Origin of the sequence: Chitinophaga sp. (assembly GCF_039596155.1) — a bacterium.
In the GTDB taxonomy this organism is placed as follows: domain Bacteria; phylum Bacteroidota; class Bacteroidia; order Chitinophagales; family Chitinophagaceae; genus Chitinophaga.
Map to the genome: position 1 here is coordinate 94828 of NZ_JBCNKF010000009.1, position 26495 is coordinate 121322.

A 26495-nucleotide genomic window follows, 5' to 3' on the forward strand; every position below is an offset into this window, starting at 1 on the left:
GTATAGGCAGATCGCGCCCTGCTATCCATTTGAAAATTTTGAATAAAATTCCATCAGGTATGAAAATGTATATATCACCACGTTAGGGGTAAGGTTCTCTCTAATGAATGTTACTGCTGGTAAGTTGTAGTACAGCCGTCGCTGTACTGATCGGAAATTCTCACAGGGGATAAAAACCGGTACGCCACCCATTCAACTTATGGGGCTGTATGCCTGCATAGATATACCTCTATGCGCTATCTATCCCTCATTGTATATGCCTTAAATCATACAGGCAATGTTTAAAAATCTACCATGTATCCTCATAAGGATAACAGGATTACTATTGCTATGTTCTACAGCCTTCGCTCAGCAGAAAATTGCTGCCGGTACGCCATCAAAAGAAATTATCCTGAAAGGTAAAATCTACGATGCTGACGAAAAAACCGGCCTGCCCGGAGTGACGGTTCGTGTAAAAGTTGGAAACAAGGGAACTACCACACTTCCCGATGGATCATACTCCATAAAGGTCCATGAGAATTCTACCATTGTCATTTCTCTCATCGGCTTCATCACACAGGAAATTGCTGTCAACCGGCAGGAAGCCATCGATGCGTTCCTTGAAAAAGATGTAAAGTCCCTGAATGAAACTGTCATTATTGGTTATGGTTCGCAAAAGCGGGCAAATGTACTGGGGTCCGTAGCAGTTGTCAATACCGCCGAAATTGAAGATCTGCCTGTAGCTAACCTTGCTACCGCCCTGCAAAACAAGGTACCCGGTGTATCTATCAGCCAGGCTTCCGGCCGTCCTGGTGCTACCACCACCCTCACTATCCGCAACCCTGTCACCTGGGCTGCTACCGGCGCATCTACTGATCCTCTCTATGTTATCGACGGCTTCCAGATGACAAAAGCAGACTTTGATAACCTGGATGCAACCATGGTTGAAAGTATTTCATTTCTCAAAGACGCCGCCGCCTCTATCTACGGTGCGAGAGGCGCAAATGGAGTCGTACTGGTGAAAACAAGAATGGGAAAACCTGGTAAGCCTCGTATCAGCTATGCTGGCTCCTATGGTCTTTCCAAAGCTACCTACATCCCTGAAATGCTGAACAGTTATGACCATGCTACCATGCTTAATAACAAGTATTCCAGCCTGAAAGATGCTAACACTGCTAAATATTATACGGACGATGAACTGACTTATCTCAGGTCACACAACTACAACTGGATAGATAATGTCTGGAAAAAATCACACCTTTCCCGCCATACCATCAATGTGAGTGGCGGCAGCGACAGGGTAACCTTCTTTGCCGGGGCAAACTACTATAAAGAAGATGGGAACGTAGGTGATTTGTATAGCAACAAATATGGCGTTCGTCTGGGTATCAATGCGAAAATAGTAGATAACCTGACTGCTACTATCTCTTTTGCTACTGACAACGCTGTCGTGAACCGACCTACTCCTAAAACAGTAGGTGCAGGTACGACAGAACAGTCTGATCAGATGAGCGCAACCGTAAGTGCCTTACTGCTCACGCCCGGATGGGTGCCTATGTACATTGATGGTAAACCCGTCTATTCCGCGGTGCCTGGCTGGAGCCCTTCAGAAATGGTAAAAACAGGTAGCTATGCCAGAACCAGATCACAAGGCCAAACTATCAATGCTGCATTGGATTACAAGTTGCCAGCCATCAAAGGACTGTCCTTCCGTGTACAATACGGTCGCAATGCCCGCACTGATTTTGGAAAGGAATATTATGTGCCTTACTACCTATACAACTTTGTCAGGCAGGGAGCACACGTAACCAGTCAAAACGTGATTTTTACTAATCAAACGACGACTACCAACGCCACTACATTCATCAAGAACGGGAATGTGATGCTGGAAAATTATGGAGGTTCATCCAACTACCAGCTGGATGAAATGATGACTTACGCCCGTACCTTCGGTAAGCACGACATCAACCTGTTACTCGTCGCCGAACAGGCAGAATCCGCGAACGATGCATTTAACACCCGCCGCGAAACCGTTGTGATTCCAGGCATCGATGAACTGTTTGCCTTTAGTCAGGATAAATCCCTGTACGACAACGGCGGCTCTGCAGGCGAAACCGGCCGCGTAAGCTATCTGGGCCGCCTGAACTATGGATTCTCTGAAAAGTACCTGCTGGAAGCTACTTTCCGGGCAGATGCTTCTCCTAACTTCCCGAAGAATTCCCGCTGGGGATACTTTCCTTCTGTGGCTTTGGGCTGGAGGATCTCCCAGGAAGACTGGTTCCATCACACTGTCAGATGCATAGATGACCTGAAGATCCGCTTCCAGGTCGGTCTGACCGGTAACGACGCAGTGAAAAACTATCAATACAAAGAAAGATATACCCAAACGACTGGTATGCTCTTCGGCAGTACGTACACAAGTGGTCTGAGTAACAACGATATTCCCAATGCACACATCACCTGGGAAAAAGCGCTCTACAAAAACCTGGGCTTTGACGGTACCTTCTTCAATTCCAGATTCAACTTTGCGATAGATCTGTGGCACCGTTACAACTACGATATGTTGCAACAACCTACCAGCACTGTACCTTCTACCTTCGGTGGTGCTATTGCAGACCAGAACTATGGCAGACTGAAATCATGGGGGCTGGAAGCATCCATCGGTTACAACGGCACTATCAATAAGGATCTCAAATACTTCGCAGCTGTCAACTTTGGCCTGAGCGATAATAAAGTGATCCGTAAATACTACGGCGCAGGCGATACTGCCTGGAAAAACCCTATAGGCCGCAGAACAGACAATGGTATGGAAGGTTACAGGTCTACCGGCATTGTACGCACACAGAAAGAAGCAGAAGATTTCCTGATTGCACACCCTGGATGGACGATCGATGGCAACCCGCTTATAGCTGGCTACATGAACTATCAGGACATCAATGGTGATGGGAAAATAGATGCTAACGATAAAACCCGTATCGCGCCCAGAAGCAGCAACATCTTTGGTGTAGGTTTTAACCTTGGCGCCGCGTGGAAAGACCTGAAGCTAAGCTTCAACGTGAGTCTGCAGGTAGGTGGTTATGAGGCATATGATAAAACAGCCAGAACACCACCTACCGAAAATGCACGCGCACTCAGCATCTGGAAAGACTCATGGTCACCTGGCAACCCGAATGCAAAGTATCCACTCATGAACGCTCCGCTCATCAGCGAAGTATCCGATTTCTGGATACGCAGTGCCACCGCCATGCGCGTGAATAATGCACAGCTGTCTTATACGTTGCCAAAAGACCTGTCAGCAAAATGGAAAATTCCTGAATTACGCATGTTCCTGACAGGTAGCAATCTGTTGGTACTGATCAATCATCAGCCCTACAAAGATCCGGCTACCAACCTGGCAATTGACTATCCGGCATTACGCACTTATACATTTGGCCTGAACCTGAGTTTGTAAAATTCACAACTATGCAAAGTAAGATCAGTTATATATACATGTTCTTCCTGCTGGGGCTTTTCTCCTGTTCCAAAATACTGGACAAAACAGACCTCTCTGGCATCGATGAAGCCACCTGGAATAATGAATCTACTGCCACCTTGTACCTGAACAGGCTCTATGACCTGACGATGCCTACATGGCCCAACCAGCAGGGATCAGGAACATTGCCCACCGCGATTCATGACCTGGCAGATGACTATAATGGAGGCGATGCCAAGCTGTGGTATGGCACACTTTCCGTAGATAATATCAATGACTTTTATGGTGGTAATGCCACTGCGAACGCATGGGCATATATTCGCAAGATTAATATCCTGCTCACTGAAATTGAGAAAGGAACGCTTGATGCGGATACTAAAACAAAAATCAAATCACAGGCATATTTTCTTCGTGGTTGGGTCTATTTTCAGCTTGTAAAGCTGTATGGTGGGGTGCCTTATCTGAATCATCCACAGGACTGGATCACTGAAGACCTGTTTGTAAAGAGAAATAAAACGTCTGAGTGTATAGATGCTATCGCCACGGATTTTGATAGCGCTGCCAAATGCCCCGCCAGTTGGGGGAGCGCGGACAGAGGGCGCATCACCCGGGGAGCGGCATTAGGTATCAAAGGCCGTATGCTGCTATATTGGGCAAGTCCTCAGTTCAACCCTGGCAATGACCTGTCGCGCTGGGAACGTGCGTATCAGGCAAACAGGAATGCCTACGATACACTGCTCACAGATGGTGCCGCACTGTATCCTACTTATGCCAATATCTGGCTGGATGAAGGTACCGGCAATAAAGAAGTGATCATGTTGCGCTCATTTGATGGAGCTAACAAAGCCAGCACATTTGACGACGCAGCCCGCCCTTACTCTGAATCAAATGGCGGAGGTGGATCCTATCAGCCTACATTAGACCTGGTGGAGGCATACCCCACTAAAGATGGCTTGCCTGTCACCGATGCCTCCTCCGGCTACGATGCAGTATACTATTGGAAGAACCGTGATCCCCGCTTTGATGCCACGATTGCTTACAATGGTTGTAACTGGCCGCTGAGTAATAAAACGAATCGCAGGCAATGGAACTATGTAGGGATGACTGACGATAAAAGTAAACCCTGCGTGACTGGTTTCTATTGCCGCAAGAACTGTAATGCTTCTGTTATTAAGGATAACACTAAACAGGGCAAAACTGACTGGATAGAGCTGCGGCTCGCAGAAGTAATGCTCAACCTGGCGGAATGCGCAAACGCTACCGGCCGTACACAGGAAGCCTATGATATGCTGACTGCCATCCGCAAAAGGGCAGGTATCAATCCCGGTAAGGATAATATGTATGGTTTGAAAACGGGTTTATCCCAGGCAGATCTGCGTACCGTTATCCTGAATGAACGTAGAATAGAACTGGCTTTCGAAGGCAAGCGTTATGACGATATGCGACGCAACAAAGTCTTTGATCAGCTGAATGGTAGCAAGAGAAGAATTCTAAAACTGGCAATTAAAGCACCTTATACCGTAGCGATACTGGAAAAAACAGATAGCGAAGGGATCATGTTGCGGGATAAGCTGGATATCAATGGCAGTGATTATACTACTTACTTTAATCCGGTAGTGGATTATCTGGATACACAGCAGGCGATAAATTATCCTTCTAATTATTATTTTTACGGTATACCTACATCAAATATACAACGGAACCCATCGCTGGAACAGACACAAGGATGGAACAGCGGCACCTTTAATCCTTACGAATAATCTGAAATCAATTAACCGATGAAAAAGTATTTCATACTGGCAGCAATCTGTTTCGGGTACCAGGCATTTGCGCAATATCCAACCATACCCAAAGCCGTGCAGCATGTAAGCGACTCTATGCTGGATGGCGCAAAGAAGCATGCTGACGACATGTGGCAAAAGGCTTTACCCATTGTAACACAGGAAGCACGCAATGGCAAACCATATATACCATACGCTTCCCGTCCTACCGATCTGCCCCAGGCAACCATCCCCGCTTTCCCCGGCGCTGAGGGCGGTGGTGCATATACCTTTGGCGGTCGTGGTGGTAAGGTATATGTTGTAACAAGCCTGGCAGATGATGGACCAGGTACGCTACGAGAAGCCTGTGAGCAGGGCGGCGCTCGTACCGTAGTTTTCAACGTAGCTGGTATCATCCGTTTAAAGACCCCCATTATCCTACGTGCACCCTATATCACCATCGCCGGTCAGACTGCTCCCGGTGATGGTGTTTGTGTAGCAGGCGAAAGCTTTTGGATAGATACCCATGACGTAGTCATCCGCTACATGCGTTTCCGTAGAGGTGAAACATCCGTAGGCCGTCGTGATGACGCATTGGGTGGAAACCCGGTAGGCAATATTATTATCGATCACTGCTCTGCCAGCTGGGGTCTTGACGAAAACATCTCCCTGTACCGCCACATGTACAACCCGGGTGAAGGATATCAGGAAGAAAAACTCCCCACTGTTAACATCACTATTCAGAACTGTATTTCATCAGAAGCACTGGATACCTACAACCACGCCTTTGGTAGTACATTAGGTGGTGAAAACTGTGCCTTCATACGCAACCTATGGGCTTGTAATGCAGGCCGCAATCCTTCAGTAGGTTGGTTCAGTGTGTTTAACTTTGTGAATAACGTGGTGTTCAACTGGAAACACCGTACCGTAGATGGTGGCGATTACCGCTCCCAGTTCAATATTATCAATAACTATTTCAAGCCTGGCCCTATCACGCCAAAAGATGAGAATGTAGGCCATCGTATTATCAAACCTGAATCAGGCCGTAGCAAACTAAAATACCAGCAGTATGGCAGAACGTACGTAAGCGGCAATATCATGGAAGGCTATGATAACATCACCCGGAACAATTGGGATGGCGGTGTACAGGTAGAAGACCTGGGCAATGCCGGCCAGTACATGCCAGATATGAAAGTCGATCATCCGGCACCGATGCCTGCAATGACAATCCTGTCTGCAAAGGATGCATATCAGTATGTACTGGATAATGCAGGTGCTACACTGCCTGTACGCGATGCGGTGGATAAAAGAGTGATCGAACAGGTACGTACCGGGAAGATCCAGTATAAAGACAACACGGAGTCAAAAGTCGGTAGTGAATATATCAGGCGCAGACTCGCCGCTGATTCCTACAAGCAGGGTATTATCTACGATATCGCACAGGTAGGTGGTTACCCTGACTACAAAGGCAAACCTTACAAAGATACAGATGGTGATGGCATACCGGATGAGTGGGAAAACAGACATGGACTGAATCCAAAAGATGCCAGCGATGCTGTAAAAGATAAGAATGGCGACGGCTATACCAACATCGAAGATTTCCTGAACGATATCAAAGGAGATAAGAAGCCATATACTATGATCATCAATGAGCGTGTAGCAAAGATAGTATCCACACTGGGTATCGGTGAACCGGCAAAAAATGAACAGGTACAGGAGATCATCACACAGCAATATGTGGATATCAAGGACAATGAAGGAAAGAAAGATACAACGCTCATGAAGGAGCTACATCAGCGCTACCTGTCAAAACTGTCTGCTGTATTGACAACCGAACAGGTAAATAAGGTAAAGGATGGCATGACTTACAGCATATTACCTGTTACGTACAGTGCTTACCTGGATATGCTGCCCAACCTGACACCTGCACAACAGCAACAGATTATGACATGGCTGATAGAAGCCCGGGAACATGCCATGGACGCAGGCACCTCCGAACAAAAACATGCCGTATTTGGAAAGTATAAAGGAAGGATCAATAACTATTTGTCAGCATCCGGCATTGATATGAAAAAAGCAGAAGCAGACTGGAAGAAACGCAGAAATGAAAAATAAATTTTTGATGCTGGCCTGTTTGCTACCTTTCGCAGCCACAGCACAGCAAAAAATACAACCACCGGTATCAGTGGGTAAAGATGGGCATCTGGTATATATACCAGACACCTCAGGCAATCGTATCCCTGATTATTCCTATTGTGGATATCTGGCAGGAGATAGTACAATTCCTGATTTGCCTGCACGCATCGTAGTGCCGGTAGATGGAGATATACAAGCGGCGCTCGATCAGGTGGCTGCTGCCGGTGGTGGTGCCGTGATACTTAAAAAAGGGGTGTATAAAGTGTGGGGGACCTTGTGCATCAATGCCAGCAACGTAGTGCTAAGAGGCAGCGGGCCGGAAACGATCCTGAAAGGAGATGATAGACAACGTGCACCACTCATCCGCATAGCTGGTGTGAATAATAAACGTTACGGTGTAGCGGTGAATATCATCGATGCCTATGTGCCGGTCAACGCTACGACCATTACCGTTGCCCAGGCAAACTTTAAACCGGGAGACAGGGTTGAAATTACCCGTCCCTGCACCAATGCATGGATCACGCAATTAGGTACCGGACATTTTGGTGGTGGTATTACCGCTTTAGGTTGGAAACCCAATGAGCGCGTGATTCATTGGGATCGTAAAGTACTGACCGTAAAAGGTAATCAGGTCACCCTCGATGCACCCCTGACCACTGCCCTCGATACCACTTACGGCGTCTCAACGATCACAGCTTATCAATGGCCCGGACAGATCACACATACAGGTGTGGAAAACCTCCGCTGCATTGCTGCTGTTGATGAAAAAAGACCCAAAGATGAAGAACACCGCTGGATGGGCATTACTATCGAAAATGCGATAGATAGCTGGGTCAGACAGGTTTCATTCGAACATTTTGCCGGTTCTGCAGTGGCTGTTTGGGAAACTGCCCGGCGTATTACCATAGAAGATTGTATCTCATTGGCACCGGTAAGTGAAATAGGAGGCCAGCGCAGGAATACCTTTTTTACAGCCGGTCAGCAAACGTTGTTCCAGCGCATCTATGCACAATATGGTTATCATGACTTTGGTGTAGGCTATTGTGCCGCTGGCCCCAATGCATTTGTACAATGTGAATCATGGATGCCTTTTAGTTATAGTGGCACCCTGGATAGCTGGGCATCCGGTGTATTGCTTGACAATGTACAGGTTACCGGGCAGGCACTGGGTTTTCCCGACAGGGAACAGGATGGCCAGGGGGCAGGTTGGTCGGGTGCCAATAGCATGCTCTGGCAATGTGCAGCGGCAAAGATCATCTGTCCTGCACCTCCAGGTGCCATGAACTGGTCATTTGGCGCCTGGGCACAGTTCCAGGGCAATGGCTACTGGAACAGTTCCAATGAATATATTCATCCACGCAGCCTGTATTATGCCCAGCTCGCAGATCGCCTGGGTAAAGATGTATCAGACAGGGCACAACTTATGCCTGCCTCCTCCGAAGCATCCAGCAGCCCCTCTCCCCGGCAGGCAGCAGAAATGGTGGCAGCATCGGCGCAGCCCGCACTGACCTTACAGGAATGGATCACCCAAAGACCTCCCATTGCGGTCGATACAAACGGACTGAAAACAGGTCCCGTCAAAACTGGTGCATGGTCATCATTCCCTCCTTCTTTCGTAATAAGCGTGCAGCATGGAAGAATTGTAAAAGATGGGGCACTCCTCACAGGTGGTCGTCACGAAGAACCATGGTGGCGTGGTGGCGTCCGGCCGGAAGATGTAAAAGAAGCTGTACCCGCTTTGACGCGTTTCGTTCCAGGGCGTACAGGTAGGGGTTTTACTGATGATATCGACAGCGTGGTGCATTGGATGACGCAAAAGAATATCATCGCTTTTGATCATAACTATGGCCTCTGGTATGACAGAAGAAGAGACGATCATGAGCGCGTAATGCGGATAGATGGCGACGTATGGCCACCATTCTATGAACAGCCTTTTGCCCGCAGCGGGGAAGGTACTGCCTGGGATGGCCTGAGCAAATACGATCTCACCAGGTACAATGAATGGTATTGGGATCGCCTGGCGCGTTTTGCCTCCGGTGATAAGATCCTGATTCACGAAAATTATTTCCAGCACAATATTATCGAAGCGGGTGCACACTATGCGGATTTTCCCTGGCGTCCTGCGAATAATGTGAATAACACCGGGTTCCCCGAGCCACCACCATATGCGGGTGGTAAGCGCATCTTCATGGCAGCTCAGTTTTATGATACAACTCATCCGGTACGCCGTGCATTGCACCAGGCCTACATCCGGCATTCAATGGAATGCCTGGGTTTCAACAGCAATGTCATACAATTGATAGGAGCGGAGTTTACGGGGCCTTTACACTTTGTGCAGTTTTGGATCAATACGATCGATGCCTTTAAGAAACAATACCAACCTTCATGTATCATCGGTCTGAGCACAACAAAAGATGTACAGGATGCTATATTGGAGAATCCCGCTTATGCACATGTGATCGACCTCATAGACATTCGTTACTGGCATTATCAGGCGGATGGCACCACTTACGCGCCGGCAGGCGGGCAGCACCTGGCACCCCGTCAGCATGCACGCCTGCTAAAACCTAAGAAGACCAGCGAAGAAATGGTGTACAAGGCGGTGCGTGAATACAGGGAAAAGTACCCTGACAAAGTAGTCATCTACTCAGCGGATAGTGATGATCGTTTCGGATGGGCTGTATTCATGGCAGGGGGTTCATTGCCGGATATTCCCCGTATTGACGTCCCCGGCTTTTTAAAAGCCGCAGCAAATATGCGACCTGTAAACCTGCCGGGTGTGATGGCGCTGAAGAATGCCGCCAGCGAATACATCATCTACTGTAACACCGCCGCAGAAATCTCACTGGATAACAGCGTAAAAGGCAAGGCTCGCTGGATAGATGCAAAAGATGGACACCTGATCAGTAGCAAAAAGATCAGTAGCTTTAAATTCCGTAATCCACAGCAGTCTCCGGCTGTGTTATGGATAAGTCGCAAATAGTTTAAGCATGAAATGGAATACACTTGTTATCGTATTATTATTCCCGTTATTCAGCTACGGACAAAGTAAAACCCTGCCGCTGAAGGTCTCAAAAGACGGGCACTTCTTTCAGACATCCGATGGACAACCATTCTTCTGGTTAGGGGATACAGGCTGGCTGTTGTTCACCAACCTGACAGAAGCAGAGATAGATCAATACCTGGATGATCGCCAGGAAAAAGGATTCAATGTGATTCAGGCAATGGTGTTGCCCGGCCTGGCTGCTGTGAATCAGAAAGGAGACTCCGCACTACTGAAACAAAACATTGCCCAGCCACAGAAAGCCTACTTCGATTTCGTGGAAAACGTTGTGGACAAAGCGGCAGCCAGAGGAATCTATATGGCACTGGTACCTGTATGGGGAGCTCCTGTCAAAGAAGGGAAAGTCTCAGTAGCCGGTGCAACTACATATGCCCATTTTCTCGCTACCCGTTTTCACAATAAGAAAAATGTGATCTGGCTGAATGGTGGTGATACCAAAGGAAGTGATTCTTCCAAAGTATGGAATGCCATTGGCAATACCCTGCACAGGGAAGATTCCGTACACCTTATGACCTTTCATCCGAGAGGTCGTACTCAATCGTCTGACTGGTTTCACAATGCAGCCTGGTTAAACTTCAATATGTTCCAGTCCGGGCACCAGCGTTATAACCAGGATACCACCACCAGGAAATACGGAGAAGACAACTTCAGGTATGTACAGGCCGATTATAACAGGAAACCGGTAAAACCGGTATTGGATGGCGAACCGTCCTATGAAGGTATTCCACAGGGATTGCATGACCCGGGGCAGCCTTTCTGGACAGACAAGGATGTACGGCGCTATGCTTACTGGTCTGTATTTGCCGGAGCCGCAGGATTTACCTATGGACATAGTTCGGTAATGCAGTTTCACAAAGCAACGGAAAAGGGGGTATATGGTGTAAGAGAAGTATACACAGCCGCATTACGCGCACCCGGTGCTGCACAGATGAAATACCTGAAACAATTGCTCACTACCCGCTCCTACTTTGATCGGGTACCTGACCAGACCTTGCTGGCCAAAGATACCGGCTCCAGGCATCAGCGTATCATTGCCACAAAAGGTAAAACCTACGCACTTTATTACACAGCTACTGGTCGCAGTATTCCTGCGCAGTTAGGCAAAATAGAGGGTGCGTATATCAAAGCTGCCTGGTATGATCCCCGCACAGGCGTCATTACCCGGATTGGGACATTCCCGAACAAAGGTATACAGGTATTTGACCCACCCGGCAAGGAAGAAGAAGGGAATGACTGGGTGTTGATCCTGGACCGTTCTTAACTAACAAACCGATTTTCCCACGTTATGCGACCCGTTTACTTACTGCTGATATGCTGTATTGCCTGCCGCTCTGCAAAGGAGGTGTACCTGTTCACATCCTTCCGGGAGCCAGGTCAGGATGGGCTACATTTGTTATACAGCTATGATGGCTATAACTGGGTTGATATTCCCGGATCTCGCCTTACTCCCGCAGTAGGTAGCAGGATCATGCGCGATCCCAGTATCCGGCAAGGTCCCGATGGCACATTCCACCTCGTGTGGACCTGTGCCTGGAAGGGTGACAAAGGCTTTGGGTATGCCAGTTCCAGAGACCTGATCCACTGGTCAGCAGAACGATATATTCCCGTGATGGCACATGAACCCACTACCATCAACGTCTGGGCACCGGAGCTCTGCTATGATGACGAAAATAACCAGTTCCTCATCATCTGGAGCAGCACTATTCCAAACCGTTTTCCCAAAGGTGCGGAAGAAGAGAACAACAACCATCGCCTGTATTATACCACTACCCGCGATTTTGTGACATTCTCTCCCGCCAGGCTGTTTTTCGATCCGGGCTACAGTGTGATAGACGGCACAGTGGAAAAAATAGCCGATCACCAATACGTGCTGGTGGTTAAAGACAACACCCGTCCTGAACGCGATCTCAGGGTAGTATTTAGTGAGCATGCTAATGGCCCTTTTCAGGCTGTTTCTGCCCCTTTTACGGATAAACTGACAGAAGGCTCCTCCGTTATCAAAGTAGGGCAGGAATGGCTTATTTATTATGATAGCTATGGTACCCACCGTTACTGTGCTAAAAAAACAATCGATTTCAAAACCTTTACCGATATCTCAGCCAACGTCTCATTGCCAACCGGACATAAGCACGGCACCATATTCAAAACCAGGAAGAAGGTCCTGAAAAGCCTTTTAGCCCAAACCAATTAAAATGCGAACATCCCTCACTATCCTACTGACCATTTGCTGTGCGGCCACTTACGCACAGGACACCACCCACCACCCACCCGATTCCATGAAGGTCCGCGACCTGAACGAAACAATTGTAATCGGGTATGGCGTTGTCAAAAAAAGAGACCTTACCGGTGCTGTGTATACCGTCAAAAAAGATGTGATCATGCAGGCGCCGGTTGCCAATCCACTGGAATCCCTGCAGGGCAGGGTACCCGGCATGGACATTACACGTAGCAATGGCACTCCCGGCGCCGGTGCCGATGTGCTGATCAGGGGTACCCGCTCCATTGCCGGTAGCAACGGACCACTGTACATCATCGATGGATTGCAGGGCGGCAGCATGTCTTACCTGAACCCTGCAGACATTGAGAGCGTGGAAGTCCTGAAAGACGCTTCTGCCACCGCTATCTACGGCTCGCAGGGAGCCAACGGGGTGGTGATCATCACCACCAGGAAAGGTAAGCCCGGCAAGACCAGGGTATCCTACAACGGCTACTATGGAGCCAATGGATATACACAATATCCGCCTCCACGCCTCGGCGACAGTTACTTACAGCTTAGAAGAGAAGCCTGGAGAGCCACCCTCAATCCCGGTCAGACATTGCCTGACGACGCTACCATCTTTGCCAACGCAGGTGAATATGATGCTATTGGTAAAGGCCAGTGGGTGAACTGGGTAGACCTCCTCCTGCACAACAGCTCACAACAAAGCCATTCTGTATCCGTAAGCGGTGGCGGCGACAAGACAAAAGCCTTTATGTCTTTCGGCTATTACAAAGAGAATGGAGCACTGAAATACACTAACCTGACCCGTTACTCCGTAAGACTTAACCTGGACCAGGAAGTATCCCGCTTTGTGAAAGCCGGTATCCAGAGCCAGATCAACTACAGTACCCTTAACAAGCGTAAGGACCCTATGAGCGTAGCATTGTCTACCACCCCACTGGGTATACCTTACGACGCAAATGGGAATGTCAACATTTATCCCGTAGCAGGCAATACGAACACCCTGTCGCCGCTTACGGACGACAGAGGACCCGCAGTGGCCACAGATCAGACTATCGGTACGACTGTGCTGATGAATGGCTACCTCGATATTACACCTGTAAAAGGTCTTTCTTTCCGTTCCAACCTGGGTACCTTCATCAGCTTTAACAGGGTAGGTATCTTTCAGGCAACCACTTCCCTGAACAGGGCAAACGATGGTACCAGCTATTCAGAAGTAACTAACGGCAATTCCCGTTTCTACAACTGGGACAACGTACTCACTTACAACCTGGACAAAGGCGACCATGCGATTACCCTCACTGCACTGAGCAGCTATACCCACAAGGATGCCGATACCAGCAATGCATACGGTATCAAACAGGTGCTGGGGACACAGTTGTTTTACAACCTGAATGCAACTGAAGCCACCAGCAGAACCATCAGGTCTGCTTATAAAGGGGCGGCTACCATGTCATTTGCAGGCAGGATCAATTATAGCTACAAAGGTCGCTACCTGTTGCAGCTCACCGAAAGAATGGATGGTGCTTCCCGTTTAGCCGTCGGGCATAAATGGGCCGGATTCCCGTCTGTATCTGTAGGGTGGAGGTTGAGTGAGGAAGCTTTTATGCGCAACCTGCGCCAGCTGGATGACCTGAAACTGAGAGTGAGTTACGGAGTAGCAGGTAACTCCGGCATTTCAGAATATGGTACACAGTCCGGCCTGTCTCAGGCCAATAATATGTCCTTCGGCGAAATCCCTGCTCCGGGTTATATTTTCAATTCTACGATCGGCAATACAAGTCTGGGCTGGGAACTCTCTGCCACTACCAATGTAGGTGTGGACCTGTCATTCCTCAACAGCCGTATCAGTGCCACCATCGATGCGTATAACACCAGAACGACCAAACTGTTGTTGCTCAGAACCCTGCCTGTATCCACAGGTGTATCATCTGTTTACCAGAATATTGGTGCTACGAACAACAAGGGAATTGAAATCGCACTGAACATGGTGAATGTAGTACATAAACAGTTTAAATGGACCTCCACCCTCACGTTTACTACTAACAGGGAAAGGATCACCGACCTCGTAGGAGGTAAAGACGTGATCGATAAGGAAACGAATTCATTATTGCAGGGTCATCCTGTTAAGTCCTTCTATACCTACCGGAAGCTTGGTATCTGGCAGACCGGCGAAGCCGATAAAGCTGCTGCACTTTCTTTCGGCGGTACCCCTTTCAAACCCGGTACCCTCAGGATCGATGACCTGAACCATGATAGTATCATCAACGATAATGACCGTACATACCTGGGTTCCCCTGTTCCCAAATGGTCGCTCGGATGGCAACATACATTTACCTACCGCGCCTTTGATCTCGGAATTTTCGTTTTTGCCCGCTGGGGACAAATGATCTACGGCGAATTCCTGGGTCGTTATAATCCCGGTGGAGAAGGCGGCGGCCCCGCATTCCCGGACTACTGGACACCAGAAAACCCAACGAACGATTATCCACGCCCACGGAAAGGATCTAAGTTCGGCGACTATGCAGGCTACCAATCTATGCTTTACATAGATGGTTCTTATTTCAAAATTAAGAATGTGACATTGGGATATACATTGCCAAAGTCAGTGAGCAGCCGGTTGAACATCGGGAGCCTGCGCGTGTATGCCACTGCTGCCAATATCTTCACGAAGTCACGTAACCACCTCCTGAGTTATTATGATCCTGAAAGAGGAGGCGCTGAATCGGCCCCACTGAACAAACAAGTCGTTGTAGGACTAAATGTGGATTTCTAAAACTAAACCAATGAAAAACTATTTTCTCATCATATACATGCTCTCAGGACTAACCGCCTGTAGCCTCGATGAATACAACCCTTCCGGGATCACTGCCGATGCCATCTGGTCCAGCCCGGAAGGGTTTGTCACTGTAGTAAATTCTGCTTACTCAGAACAACGTGCCTGGTATGGAAAAGAGAATGGAGAATGGATGGGCGAAATGGGGACTGATCTCTGGTTCAACGCCGGCCGTGCAAACTACGCCAATGAGCTGATGCGCTACGAGAACTTTATTCCCGGCAAAGGCAATCCGAATATTACTACCTGGAAGAACCTGTATACCGCGATCAATATTTGTAATGCAGGGATCAACCGGATTGGCAACGCAGGTTTTACAGATACTGTAATGCGTAATCAGCGGGAAGGTGAATTGCGCTACCTGCGCGCATTCTATTATTGGCATGTAGTTGAGCAATGGGGAGGCGTTATACTCTCTACGACAGAAACAAACAGTGCTGTCACCACAGCTACCCGCAGCGATGTCAAAGATTTTTACAAACTTATACTTGGTGACCTGGAATACGCCGCCACCCATCTGCCGTTGACCTATGGCGCGGAATACAGCCGGGCTACACAGAAGTCAGCGCTGGCCATGCTGGCACGTGCTTACCTTTCCTGCGCTTATTACTACACTGGTAGCGAACAACAGGACTATTTTAAAAAGGCAAAAGCAACGGTGGATGAAATCATTGCCCGCAAAGCAGCATTAGGCGTGTCGCTATGGGATAATTATGCAGACGTCTTCAATCCAAAGAATAACAAGCAGAATAAGGAAGCAATGTATACAATCAGTAACTCACTCACTTATACACTGGATTACGATGCGAATGCAAATCGCCTGCATTTGTGGTTCCTGACTGCTTACAGTACAAAACCCGGTTTACAGCAAAGTATGGATTATGGGAGGGATGGTACCCGCTATTTTATGCCGACCCGTGCACTGCTGGATTTCTTTGATGATGAAAAAGACAGCCGTTTCGATGGTTCGTTCCAGACGGTATGGATCTGTAACAAAGCATTTACCTGGACTGAAACCGATGTGAGAAACTATGGCAAGTCCCCGTCTCTGGTAGGAAAAACCATGGTGCCAGGTGTGGATACTGCCATGTACATCACCAAACACACCATTACTGACAAAAGCACCCGTCCATATCTCGTCATAGACCGGGATAGTGTGTACAACCCAAATGGTACCATCAGGGTAGGGAATGACTATGTGCCACTGAAAAAGTTCATGGATCCCATCACCCGCTCTGCTGCCAATGCACAACCGGGTTTCCTGGATATACTTGTGATACGGCTGGCTGAGATGTACCTCATAGGTGCAGAAGCTGCCTTACAGATGGGCGATAACAACGCTGCAGCTGCTTACATTAATGTGCTGAGAACAAGGGCGGCTAAGAAAACACCGGTTGACTATACAGCTGCTATGCAGATCTCAGCAAGTGATGTTACCCTCGACTTCATTCTCGACGAAAGAGCCAGAGAACTGGCCGGTGAACATATCCGCTGGTTCGACCTGAAGCGTACCGGTAAACTGGTAGATCGTATTCATACCTATAATCCTGATGTAACACAGGTACAGGAATATAACCGGCTGCGGCCTGTGCCACAAACGCAGATAGATGCATTATCAAACGGCGCTGAATTCGGACAGAACCCAGGATACTAAATAGCATATTATGAGGATACTGATCGCACTCTTATTGTGTACAACGACTGTATTGGCACAGGATAACGTACATTATTCCGGAAGCTCACGGGTCAATGTTGATTACCACCATGGACAGTTAATACCTGCTACCGGTGTGCACAACATACAGGTGATGCGTGCCTGCCGTACCAACGGTGGCTGGACTTACAACCATGCTCCCATGCTGGCCTGGTGGAATAACCAGTTCTACCTGGAATACCTGAGCGATAGTATCGGCGAAAGCATACCTCCGGGTCGTACACTGCTCGTGACTTCTAAAAATGGAGAGACCTGGTCTGAACCATTCGTTATTTTTCCTCCCTATAAGATCCCGGATGGCACTTCCAAAGAAGGCCATCCCGGGGTTGCCCGTAACTTGTATGCAGTGATGCACCAGCGGATGGGATTTTATGTATCTAAGCATAATCACCTGCTGGTACTCGGCTACTATGGTATTTGCCTGGATGCAAAGGATGATCCCAATGATGGCAAAGGTATAGGCAGGGTGGTGAGAGAAGTGCTGCCGGATGGCCAATATGGACCTATCTACTTCCTGCATTACAACAAAGCCTGGAATGCCGGCAATACATCTTACCCTTTCTATACTTCCAGCAAAGACAAAGCATTCATCGCCGCCTGCAATGAGCTGATGGCTACCCCACTCATGATGATGCAGTGGAATGAAGAAGCCGACAGGGACGACCCGTTAATCCCCCTGAAAAAGAACTATAAGGCATTTTGTTACTACCATTTGCCCAACCATCATGTGGTAGGACTATGGAAAAATGCACTCACTGCTATCAGCAAAGATGAAGGCAAAACATGGTCTGCTGCCGGCCGTGCACCGGGTTTTGTAAATAGCAATGCAAAGATCTGGGGGCAACGTACTTCCGATGGTAAATATGTGACCGTGTACAACCCCTCCGAATACAGATGGCCGCTGGCAGTTTCTGTGAGCGGGGATGGACTGGATTATACCAACTTACTACTGGTGAATGGCGAAGTACCGCCTATGCGCTACGGTGGTAATTATAAGTCATATGGTCCGCAATATGTACGGGGTATTGAAGAAGGAAATGGTATACCGCCCGATGGCAAAGCATGGGTCACTTATAGCATGAACAAAGAAGATATCTGGGTAGCCAGCCTACCTGTACCCGTCACAACCAATGCTACGGATAGCTGGAATACCTATAGCCCTTTATGGGCACCTGTTACCATTCAAGGTGATAGCCTCACACTGGCAGATAAAGATCCTTTTGACTATGCAAAAGCAGAGAAAGTGATCACGCCTGCATCGCAACTGGAAATTTCATTTACCGTCACACCCAGGCAGAATAATTACGGTCAGCTGCAGGTTGAATTAACAGATCAGAAAGGTGTCCCGGCCATCCGGCTCATCTTCGATGCAGACAATACGCTCAAGGCAAAGGCAGGCGCACGATACAAGCACTTCCTGCGCTATGTACCCGATACTGTTTACCATATCCGCCTCACGGTGAACACCGCCAGCCGCTTCTACACGGTGAATATAAATGGGAAAGATGTATTGAACAGTTTGAGTTTTGCACCAATAGATGCCGTCGCCAGAATCGTATTCCGCACCGGTGAGCCCCGGCATTTCCCCAATGCAGATACACCTGCCGATGTAGATACGGATCTGCCCGATGCAAACAAGGTAGAATCCCATATGGCTATCTACCAGATCTATTCACTTAAAACGAAAGTATTGTAATGCATGCATGGTTGCTGATATTATTATTCCATTTGCGTTGTGAAGCGCTGGAAAACCCGGTCGGTATTGATGTCGCTCAACCGAAAATGAGCTGGGAAATAGGCACTACGGAACATGCTGTTGTGCAGCATGCCTACCAGGTACTGGTAGCATCTACACCTGAAAAACTGGCTAAAAATGAAGGTGATCTGTGGAACTCAGGGAAAGTAACCAGTGATCAGTCTATCCAGGTCACTTATAAAGGGAGCGCCCTGCAGAGCAGGCAGGTATGCTATTGGAAGGTAAAGGTCTGGACAAACAAAGGAGAGAGTGAATGGAGTCAACCTGCCCGCTGGAGCATGGGGTTATTGCTGGCAGATGACTGGAAAGCTAAATGGATAGGAGCTGATACTGCCTTTGCATGGGATAGTGCACATACCCTGTTCTCAAGACTTTCTGCCCGGTACTACAAAAAAGAATTCTCCAGCCGGCACCGTGTTAAAAAAGCAACGGTGTATATCGCTGGTGTGGGTCTTTATGAAGGCTTTATCAATGGTCATCGTATCGGCACCCAGGTATTGGCACAATCTCCCACTGATTATAGAAAGACCGTGCGTTACAATACCTACGATGTCACCAGTCTGATCCGCGAAGGAAATAATAAGATTGACGTCACGCTTGGTAATGGTCGCTATTTCGCCATGCGCCAGCATTATAAACCTGCCAAGATCAATACCTTTGGTTATCCCCGTTTATTACTACAGCTGGAACTGGAATATGAACATGGCAAAAAGCAGGTAATAGCCAGTGACAGCAGCTGGCAACTGACCGCAGATGGTCCTGTTCGTACCAACAATGAATATGATGGAGAAGAATACGATGCCAGGAAAGAAGTATTACAAAACTGGCAGCCAGTGGATCTTGTGCCTGCACCCGGCGGGAAACTGGCTGCACAGCTCAACGAACCACAGCGTATCACTGGCATTATCAAACCTGTATCCATAAAACCGTTTCAGGATAAATGGATAGCAGACATGGGGCAGAACTTTGCCGGCTGGTTGCAAATAAAAGTAAAAGGTAAAAGTGGCCAGCAAGTCACGTTACGCTTTGCTGAAAGTCTGCAGAAAGATGGAAGCCTCTATCTCGCCAATCTGCGCGATGCAAAAGTAACAGATGTATATACCCTCAAAGGTGGTGACCTTGAAACATGGCATCCGATCTTTGTATATCATGGCTTTCGCTATGTGGAGATCAGTGGCGTACTTCCTGAAGAAATAGAAGGACAGGTGATCAATGATGATCTTACGACCATAGGGACCTTTGAAACTTCTGATCCTACCATTAATAAGATTTACCAGAACGCGGTATGGGGTATTCGCTCCAACTATAAAGGTATGCCTGTCGACTGCCCGCAGCGCAATGAAAGAATGCCGTGGTTAGGCGACAGGGCAACAGGTGCCTTGGGCGAAAGCTTTGTGTTTGACAATAGTAAACTGTATGCAAAATGGCTGGATGATATAGCAGATGCACAACTGGAAACAGGTGCTATTCCAGACGTAGCCCCGGCTTACTGGCGATATTATTCTGATAATATGACCTGGCCTGCAGCTTATATTCTCATAGCAGGATATCTCTACAATCAATTCGGCGATGTCGCACCCATGCGCAAACATTACCCGTCTATGAAGCGCTGGCTGACTTACATGCGCGATAAGTATTTTACAGATGGCATCATGACGAAGGATAAGTATGGCGACTGGTGTGCACCACGGCCAACAGATGGCAAACTGATAGCGACAGCTACCTATTATCACCTGCTGAATGTGATGGATACCTTTGCCGGTATTCTGCATATGAAGGCTGATCAGGCGTTGTTTGCCCAACAGGCTGCAGCGGTAAAAATATCTTTCAATCAGCATTTTCAGCACAAACCTACACTTACCGCGAACCTGCTTCCCCTGTATTTCGACCTGGTACCGGAAAACGAACGACAACAGGTGTTTAAAAACATTGTCGATACCATCCACCAGAACGGTGATCACCTCTCCACAGGTGTGATCGGCACCCAATTCCTGATGCGTACCCTTACGGAAAACGGGCGTCCTGATCTGGCGTATTTGATTGCTGCGGACAGGGATTATCCCGGCTGGGGTTACATGGTGAACCAGGGTGCTACCACTATCTGGGAATTATGGAATGGAGATAAAGCGGCTCCAAACATGAACTCTCAGAATCACGTTATGCTCCTCGGTGATTTAATTGTATGGTGCTATCAAAGTCTTGCCGGCATAAAGGGAGACCATGGATTCAAACATATCACGATGAACCCACAACCGGTACCGGGACTGGAAGAAGTGAACGCCAGCTATCAATCCATGCATGGCCGCATATGTTCCCACTGGAAGAAATCTACACAGGCCTTTGACTGGCAGATCACCCTGCCTGCAAATACGACTGCTACGATATATCTGCCCGCTAATGATCCTTCGCAGGTCTCAGGTTTAAGCAACAACGCAAAGTTGATCAGCCCGGAAAACGCAGCCAATAACAGGCTCGCATACGAAATCGGTTCAGGTGATTACAACATTCATATTACACAACCTGACCGCTGGAAGAAAGGAATAGTGGCAGACGAAGATATTTTCACAACTGCACCTTTCGCCGAATGTCATGCCGCAACCCTTGCTGAAACCAGCCATGGTGTAGTCGCAGCCTGGTTTGGTGGCACAAAAGAAAGAAACCCGGATGTAGGCATATGGATAAGCCGCCAGGTAGGGGGGAAGTGGACTACACCTGCTGAGGTGGCGAATGGAATTCAAAACGATACCCTGCGGCATGCCTGCTGGAATCCTGTACTATTCCAGGTGCCGGGTGGTGATCTCCTGCTCTTTTATAAGGTGGGTCCCAATGTCGGCAGCTGGAAAGGTTACCTGAAAACTTCTGCAGACGGGGGTGTCAGCTGGTCATCTGCAAGACAGTTACCAGCTGGTTTTCTGGGCCCTGTAAAAAATAAACCCATCCTCCTGCCGGGAGGAAAACTCCTTTGCCCCAGCAGCACTGAAGGTCATGGCTGGAACATTCACTTTGAAATAACGACAGATACCGGTAAGACCTGGACTAAGACAGGCCCCTTGCAGAAAGACAGTACGATCAATGCGATTCAACCCGGTATCCTGCAATACGGCAATGGCAAAATGCAGATCCTTTGCCGTAATAAAGCAGGCAACCTGGTAGAGTCATGGTCACAGGATAGTGGCAAAACATGGTCACCGCTGGCATTAAATACGCTACCCAATAACAATTCAGGTACAGATGCTGTTACGCTGAAAGACGGGCGTCAATTGATTGTGTATAATCACGTCAGCACGCCCAAAGGTGCCAGCAAGGGAAAGCGTACACCGCTGAATGTTTCCCTGAGTGAGGACGGAATACACTGGTCTGCGGCCCTCGTGTTGGAAGATTCACCCGTGAGCCAATATTCTTACCCTTCAGTTATTCAGTCGTCAGACGGATATATTCACATTGTATACACATGGCGCCGGCAAAGGATCAGGTATGTGAAAATCGATCCCCGGCAACTGGAACTCACCCCCTTAACTAACGACATATGGAAAACAGCAGGCGCAGGTTTATAGCACAATCGGCCTTACTGGCAGCGGGCGTTTTCGTACCCCGTTCTATCGCAGGCATGTGGAAAGCGCCCCGCTATCGCATTGCTGTATGTGACTGGATGATCCTGAAACGTCAGAAATTAGCCGCTTTTCAGCTCGCCAGGGAAATTGGTGCCGATGGACTGGAACTGGATATGGGCGGTCTGGGAGATCGTTCTGCATTCGACAATAAACTCAGGGATGTTGCTACCCGGCAGCAGTTCCTGGACAAAGCGAAAGCGCTGAATATAGCGATCAGCTCTATTGCTATGTCGGGTTTCTATGCACAGTCATTTGCTGAAAGAGTGGAAACGCCAGATCTGGTGCAGGATTGCATCGATACTATGGTGGCAATGAAAGTAAAAGTTGCCTTTCTGCCACTCGGTGTAAAAGGTGACCTGGTACAACATCCTGAGTTACGTCCGCAGGTTGTACAACGGCTCAGGGTCGCTGGTGAAAAGGCAAAGAAAGCAGGCGTCATCATCGGTATAGAAACCTCGTTGTCAGCGGCAGAAGAGGTAAAGTTGCTGGCCGAGATCAATTCAAAACATATCCGCAGTTACTTCAATTTCTCCAATGCCATTCAGGCAGGAAGAAACCTGGAACAGGAATTACGAACACTGGGCCGTCATCGGATCTGCCAGATCCATTGTACGAATACAGATGGTGTATGGTTAGAAAATGATCCTGGTATCAATATGCCGGCAGTCAGGAAAACACTGGATGATATGGGCTGGCGTGGCTGGCTGGTAATAGAGCGTTCCCGCGATGCCAGCGATCCGAAGAATGTGAAAAAGAACTTCAGCGCAAATGCTGCTTACCTGAAATCAATATTCCATGCGTAACTTCCTACTTTGTTTTCTTTTACTATTAGGCACAACTTCATATGCACAACAGGATGCCAAACCATGGGTGTTCTGGTACTGGATGTACGCGGCCGTATCTCAACCCGGCATCCATGCCGATCTGGTAGCCATGAAAGAAGCGGGATTAGGTGGTGCTTACCTCATGCCTGTAAATGGCAAAACGACGTATACACCCGCAGCAGCACAACTCACTCCTGCATGGTGGAACCTGGTGCAGTATGCTTCCCAACAGGCAGATAGTCTGGGGCTGCAGTTAGGTATGCATTTCTGTGATGGCTTTGCGGTAGCAGGTGGACCGTGGATTACTCCTTCGCTCAGTATGCAGAAAGTAGTGTGGACAATGACGGAGGTAAATGGGAACTTCAATGGTAACTTACCTCAACCTGCAACCAACGAAGGATATTATAAGGACATTGCCATACTGGCTTTTCCACTTATCAAAGAAGATACATCCACACCGGTAGTGACGACAAACCTCCCTGATGTAAATGCGCAGATCCTCTTCAGTAAAGAAAATAAGGAAAATATAAAAAGCACGGCCCCCTGCTGGATACAGTATACTTATCCCCGGTCGTTTACCTGTCGTTCTATTACAATCCGCGGCAATAACTATCAGGCACAGCGCCTGAAACTTTCCGTGAGCGATGACGGTATCAGTTTCCATAAAGTGTTCCAGATGAACGCCCCACGTCATGGATGGCTGGATGCGGATGCAGACCATACTTATTCCATCCCGGCTACCACCAGTCGTTACTTCCGTTTTGATTACAACAAAGCGGGCTCAGAACCCGGTGCTGAAGACCTGGATAATGCCAAGTGGAAACAAAGTCTGAAGATCACAGGCATCCATTTATCCAATCAGCCACGTATTAATCAATACGAAGGGAAAAGTGGCGCCGTCTGGCGGATCAGCAATACGATCACCAACACCGATATGGCTGTGCCACAGCACCAGATCATTGACCTGACCGGCAGGATGGATGCAAAGGGACATTTGCAATGGAAAGCACCGAAAGGAGACTGGACGATCCTGCGGGTAGGCCATACTTCTACCGGGCATAGGAATGTAACCGGTGGTGCTGGTGCTGGCCTGGAATGTGATAAATTCAATCCTGCTGCAGTACGCTTCCAGTTCGATCATTGGTATGGAGAAGCACTGAAGCGGGCCAGGTTAAGCGTCTTGCACGTGGATAGCTGGGAATGTGGTAGTCAGAACTGGTCGCCTGTATTCAGGGATGCCTTCAGGAAGCAACATGGCTACGACCTGTTAAAATGGCTGCCTGCAATGGCTGGTATTCCTGTGGATAACGGGGCGGCTTCAGAGCAATTCCTGCTAGATATACGCCGTACAATCAATCAATTAATACAGGTTAATTTTTACGATACTTTAAGTGCGTTGGCGCATGCCCGCGGAGTAGCTTTCAGCGCAGAAAGTACGGCCCCTGTGATCACTGCCGACGGCATGGAGCATTATCATGCAGTGGATTATCCAATGGGTGAATTTTGGTTGCGCAGTCCGACACACGATAAGCCGAATGACATGCTGGACGCCATTTCGGGTGCACATGTCTATGATAAACAGATTATTCAGGCAGAGGCATTTACAGAGTTGCGGAATAACTGGGATGAATATCCTGGTATGTTGAAAACGACAATAGACCGGAACTTCGCATTGGGTATTAATAAACTGGTTTTCCATGTCTTTGCGCACAATCCCTGGATGGACAGGAAACCGGGAATGACCCTGAATGGAATTGGGCTTTACTTTCAAAGGGATCAGACCTGGTGGCCTTATGTATCAGCAATGGTAAATTATGTCACCCGTTGCCAGTACTTATTACAACAGGGTAAGCCAGTTGTGGATATCGGCGTGTATACTGGTGATAACCTGCCCAAAAGAGCCGTATTGCCCGGGCGCCTGGTGCCATTATTGCCCACGTTATTTGGAGATAGTATCATCCAGCGTGAGAAAAGAAGGTTGGCCAATGTAGGCGAACCTACCCGGGAAATGCCTGCCGGTGTAACGGCAAGTGCTAATATCTCCAGGGCAGAAGACTGGATAGACCCCTTACATGGTTATGCCTATGATTCTTACAATAACCGAAGAGATAGCAGCAGGTACCGTGTCTCTCTTACACTCACTGATACTTTACAACATATTAACATTCCACCTGATTTTATTTCAGGTGAACCGGGTATTGCCTGGACCCATCGCTCAGCTGCAGATAAAGAAATTTACTTTGTTTCTAATCAACAGGATAAAGAACGTCACTTGCAATTATCCTTCCGGGTTCAAAACAAGATACCTGTATTGTATGATGCCGTCAATGATATCTATCTGCAACCGGAGAAGTATCAATACACACAGAACAGGACTGAGCTCCCTCTGGCGCTTCCGCCAAATGGTTCCATGTTTGTTCTGTTCACAGATAAGCCCATGGAAAATGTGCATCAGCAAAAAGTCTATACACCATTCCTAACGTTGGATAATCCGTGGAAAGTAAGTTTCGCACCGCAGGACACCGTTTTGTTTGAAAAACTCACAGACTGGCGTGAGCATGCAGCTGAAAAAATCAGGTACTTTTCCGGAACAGCACATTATGTCCAGCAGGTGTATATAACTGATCCGCCGGCTGATATTTTGATAGACGTTGGTAATATTGCCGATATCGCAGCTGTAAAGGTCAATGATATCGACTGTGGCATTACCTGGACGCCGCCTTACCGGGTGGATATCTCCGGCGCAATACGGCCCGGTGTTAATAAGATAGATATTGCTGTTGCCAACACCTGGGCCAATCGTATCATCGGCGATAGAACCGGGCCTAAAACAACTTTTAGTATTGTGCCGGACAAGCAGGCTGGTGATCATTTACTGCCGGGAGGTTTGCTGGGCCCTGTAAAACTGCTCACCGGGCATGCCGCGGCAGATGCCATCAAGCAAAGGGTATACAATGAAATTAAAATACCGGTGCCGGCTCACGATACCATTTTTGCTGTGCGGTAGATAAAGTGGTACATAGAGGAACAGCCACCGCTTCGGCTGGCAAAAGAAAAGTAAACTGAATTTTTAATCTGTTAATATTGTACGTTTAAATAGGTGCTTATTTTGAATACCACGT

12 protein-coding genes are annotated in these 26495 nt (G+C 48.1%); all 12 read left to right on the forward strand.

The genetic code is table 11. The annotated features are described in order from the left end of the window. Window positions 1-277: 277 nt before the first annotated feature. Genes ABDW33_RS11165 through ABDW33_RS11220 form a run of 12 tightly spaced genes read left to right on the forward strand, consistent with a single transcriptional unit; the run spans window position 278 to window position 26380 of the window. Complete coding sequence (locus ABDW33_RS11165; protein WP_343690146.1) at window positions 278-3430, forward strand: TonB-dependent receptor; 3153 nt, start codon at window positions 278-280, stop codon at window positions 3428-3430. A gap of 11 nt (window positions 3431-3441) precedes the next feature. Further along, window positions 3442-5211, forward strand: coding sequence for a RagB/SusD family nutrient uptake outer membrane protein (locus ABDW33_RS11170; RefSeq protein WP_343690147.1), 1770 nt, complete (start codon window positions 3442-3444; stop codon window positions 5209-5211). Window positions 5212-5229: 18 nt separating this feature from the next. Next, window positions 5230-7326, forward strand: a complete 2097-nt coding sequence (locus ABDW33_RS11175; protein WP_343690148.1) for a DUF3826 domain-containing protein — start codon at window positions 5230-5232, stop codon at window positions 7324-7326. Further along, a complete protein-coding gene (locus ABDW33_RS11180; RefSeq protein ID WP_343690149.1) occupies window positions 7316-10330 on the forward strand; it encodes a DUF6298 domain-containing protein in 3015 nt (1004 codons plus the stop codon). Before ABDW33_RS11175 ends, ABDW33_RS11180 begins: the two co-directional genes overlap by 11 nt. A 7-nt stretch (window positions 10331-10337) precedes the next feature. Next, complete coding sequence (locus ABDW33_RS11185) at window positions 10338-11672, forward strand: glycoside hydrolase family 140 protein (RefSeq protein ID WP_343690150.1); 1335 nt, start codon at window positions 10338-10340, stop codon at window positions 11670-11672. A 24-nt stretch (window positions 11673-11696) separates the two neighbouring features. Continuing rightward, complete coding sequence (locus ABDW33_RS11190) at window positions 11697-12602, forward strand: glycoside hydrolase family 43 protein (protein ID WP_343690151.1); 906 nt, start codon at window positions 11697-11699, stop codon at window positions 12600-12602. Between the two features lies 1 nt (window position 12603). Further along, complete coding sequence (locus ABDW33_RS11195; RefSeq protein WP_343690152.1) at window positions 12604-15408, forward strand: SusC/RagA family TonB-linked outer membrane protein; 2805 nt, start codon at window positions 12604-12606, stop codon at window positions 15406-15408. Between the two features lie 10 nt (window positions 15409-15418). Next, window positions 15419-17122: a RagB/SusD family nutrient uptake outer membrane protein gene (locus tag ABDW33_RS11200; RefSeq protein WP_343690153.1), complete on the forward strand. Its 1704-nt coding sequence runs from the start codon at window positions 15419-15421 to the stop codon at window positions 17120-17122. Window positions 17123-17132: 10 nt separating this feature from the next. Then, the gene (locus ABDW33_RS11205) at window positions 17133-18878 is read left to right on the forward strand and encodes an exo-alpha-sialidase (RefSeq protein ID WP_343690154.1); all 1746 of its coding nucleotides are present in this window, start codon (window positions 17133-17135) and stop codon (window positions 18876-18878) included. Beyond that, on the forward strand, window positions 18878-22492 hold the full coding sequence (locus ABDW33_RS11210; RefSeq protein ID WP_343690155.1) for a family 78 glycoside hydrolase catalytic domain: 3615 nt from the start codon (window positions 18878-18880) through the stop codon (window positions 22490-22492). Before ABDW33_RS11205 ends, ABDW33_RS11210 begins: the two co-directional genes overlap by 1 nt. Continuing rightward, a complete protein-coding gene (locus ABDW33_RS11215) occupies window positions 22465-23352 on the forward strand; it encodes a sugar phosphate isomerase/epimerase family protein (RefSeq protein ID WP_343690156.1) in 888 nt (295 codons plus the stop codon). The genes ABDW33_RS11210 and ABDW33_RS11215 overlap by 28 nt, the downstream gene beginning before the upstream one ends. Then, window positions 23345-26380: a glycosyl hydrolase gene (locus ABDW33_RS11220; protein WP_343690157.1), complete on the forward strand. Its 3036-nt coding sequence runs from the start codon at window positions 23345-23347 to the stop codon at window positions 26378-26380. The genes ABDW33_RS11215 and ABDW33_RS11220 overlap by 8 nt, the downstream gene beginning before the upstream one ends. The last annotated feature ends 115 nt before the right edge of the window (window positions 26381-26495 follow it).

Bases quoted from the DNA above. Each gene is read 5' to 3' on its own strand.
- ABDW33_RS11165 (WP_343690146.1), top strand. From the start codon at position 278: ATGTTTAAAAATCTACCATGTATCCTCATAAGGATAACAGGATTACTA.
- ABDW33_RS11170 (WP_343690147.1), top strand. From the start codon at position 3,442: ATGCAAAGTAAGATCAGTTATATATACATGTTCTTCCTGCTGGGGCTT.
- ABDW33_RS11175 (WP_343690148.1), top strand. From the start codon at position 5,230: ATGAAAAAGTATTTCATACTGGCAGCAATCTGTTTCGGGTACCAGGCA.
- ABDW33_RS11180 (WP_343690149.1), top strand. From the start codon at position 7,316: ATGAAAAATAAATTTTTGATGCTGGCCTGTTTGCTACCTTTCGCAGCC.
- ABDW33_RS11185 (WP_343690150.1), top strand. From the start codon at position 10,338: ATGAAATGGAATACACTTGTTATCGTATTATTATTCCCGTTATTCAGC.
- ABDW33_RS11190 (WP_343690151.1), top strand. From the start codon at position 11,697: ATGCGACCCGTTTACTTACTGCTGATATGCTGTATTGCCTGCCGCTCT.
- ABDW33_RS11195 (WP_343690152.1), top strand. From the start codon at position 12,604: ATGCGAACATCCCTCACTATCCTACTGACCATTTGCTGTGCGGCCACT.
- ABDW33_RS11200 (WP_343690153.1), top strand. From the start codon at position 15,419: ATGAAAAACTATTTTCTCATCATATACATGCTCTCAGGACTAACCGCC.
- ABDW33_RS11205 (WP_343690154.1), top strand. From the start codon at position 17,133: ATGAGGATACTGATCGCACTCTTATTGTGTACAACGACTGTATTGGCA.
- ABDW33_RS11210 (WP_343690155.1), top strand. From the start codon at position 18,878: ATGCATGCATGGTTGCTGATATTATTATTCCATTTGCGTTGTGAAGCG.
- ABDW33_RS11215 (WP_343690156.1), top strand. From the start codon at position 22,465: ATGGAAAACAGCAGGCGCAGGTTTATAGCACAATCGGCCTTACTGGCA.
- ABDW33_RS11220 (WP_343690157.1), top strand. From the start codon at position 23,345: ATGCGTAACTTCCTACTTTGTTTTCTTTTACTATTAGGCACAACTTCA.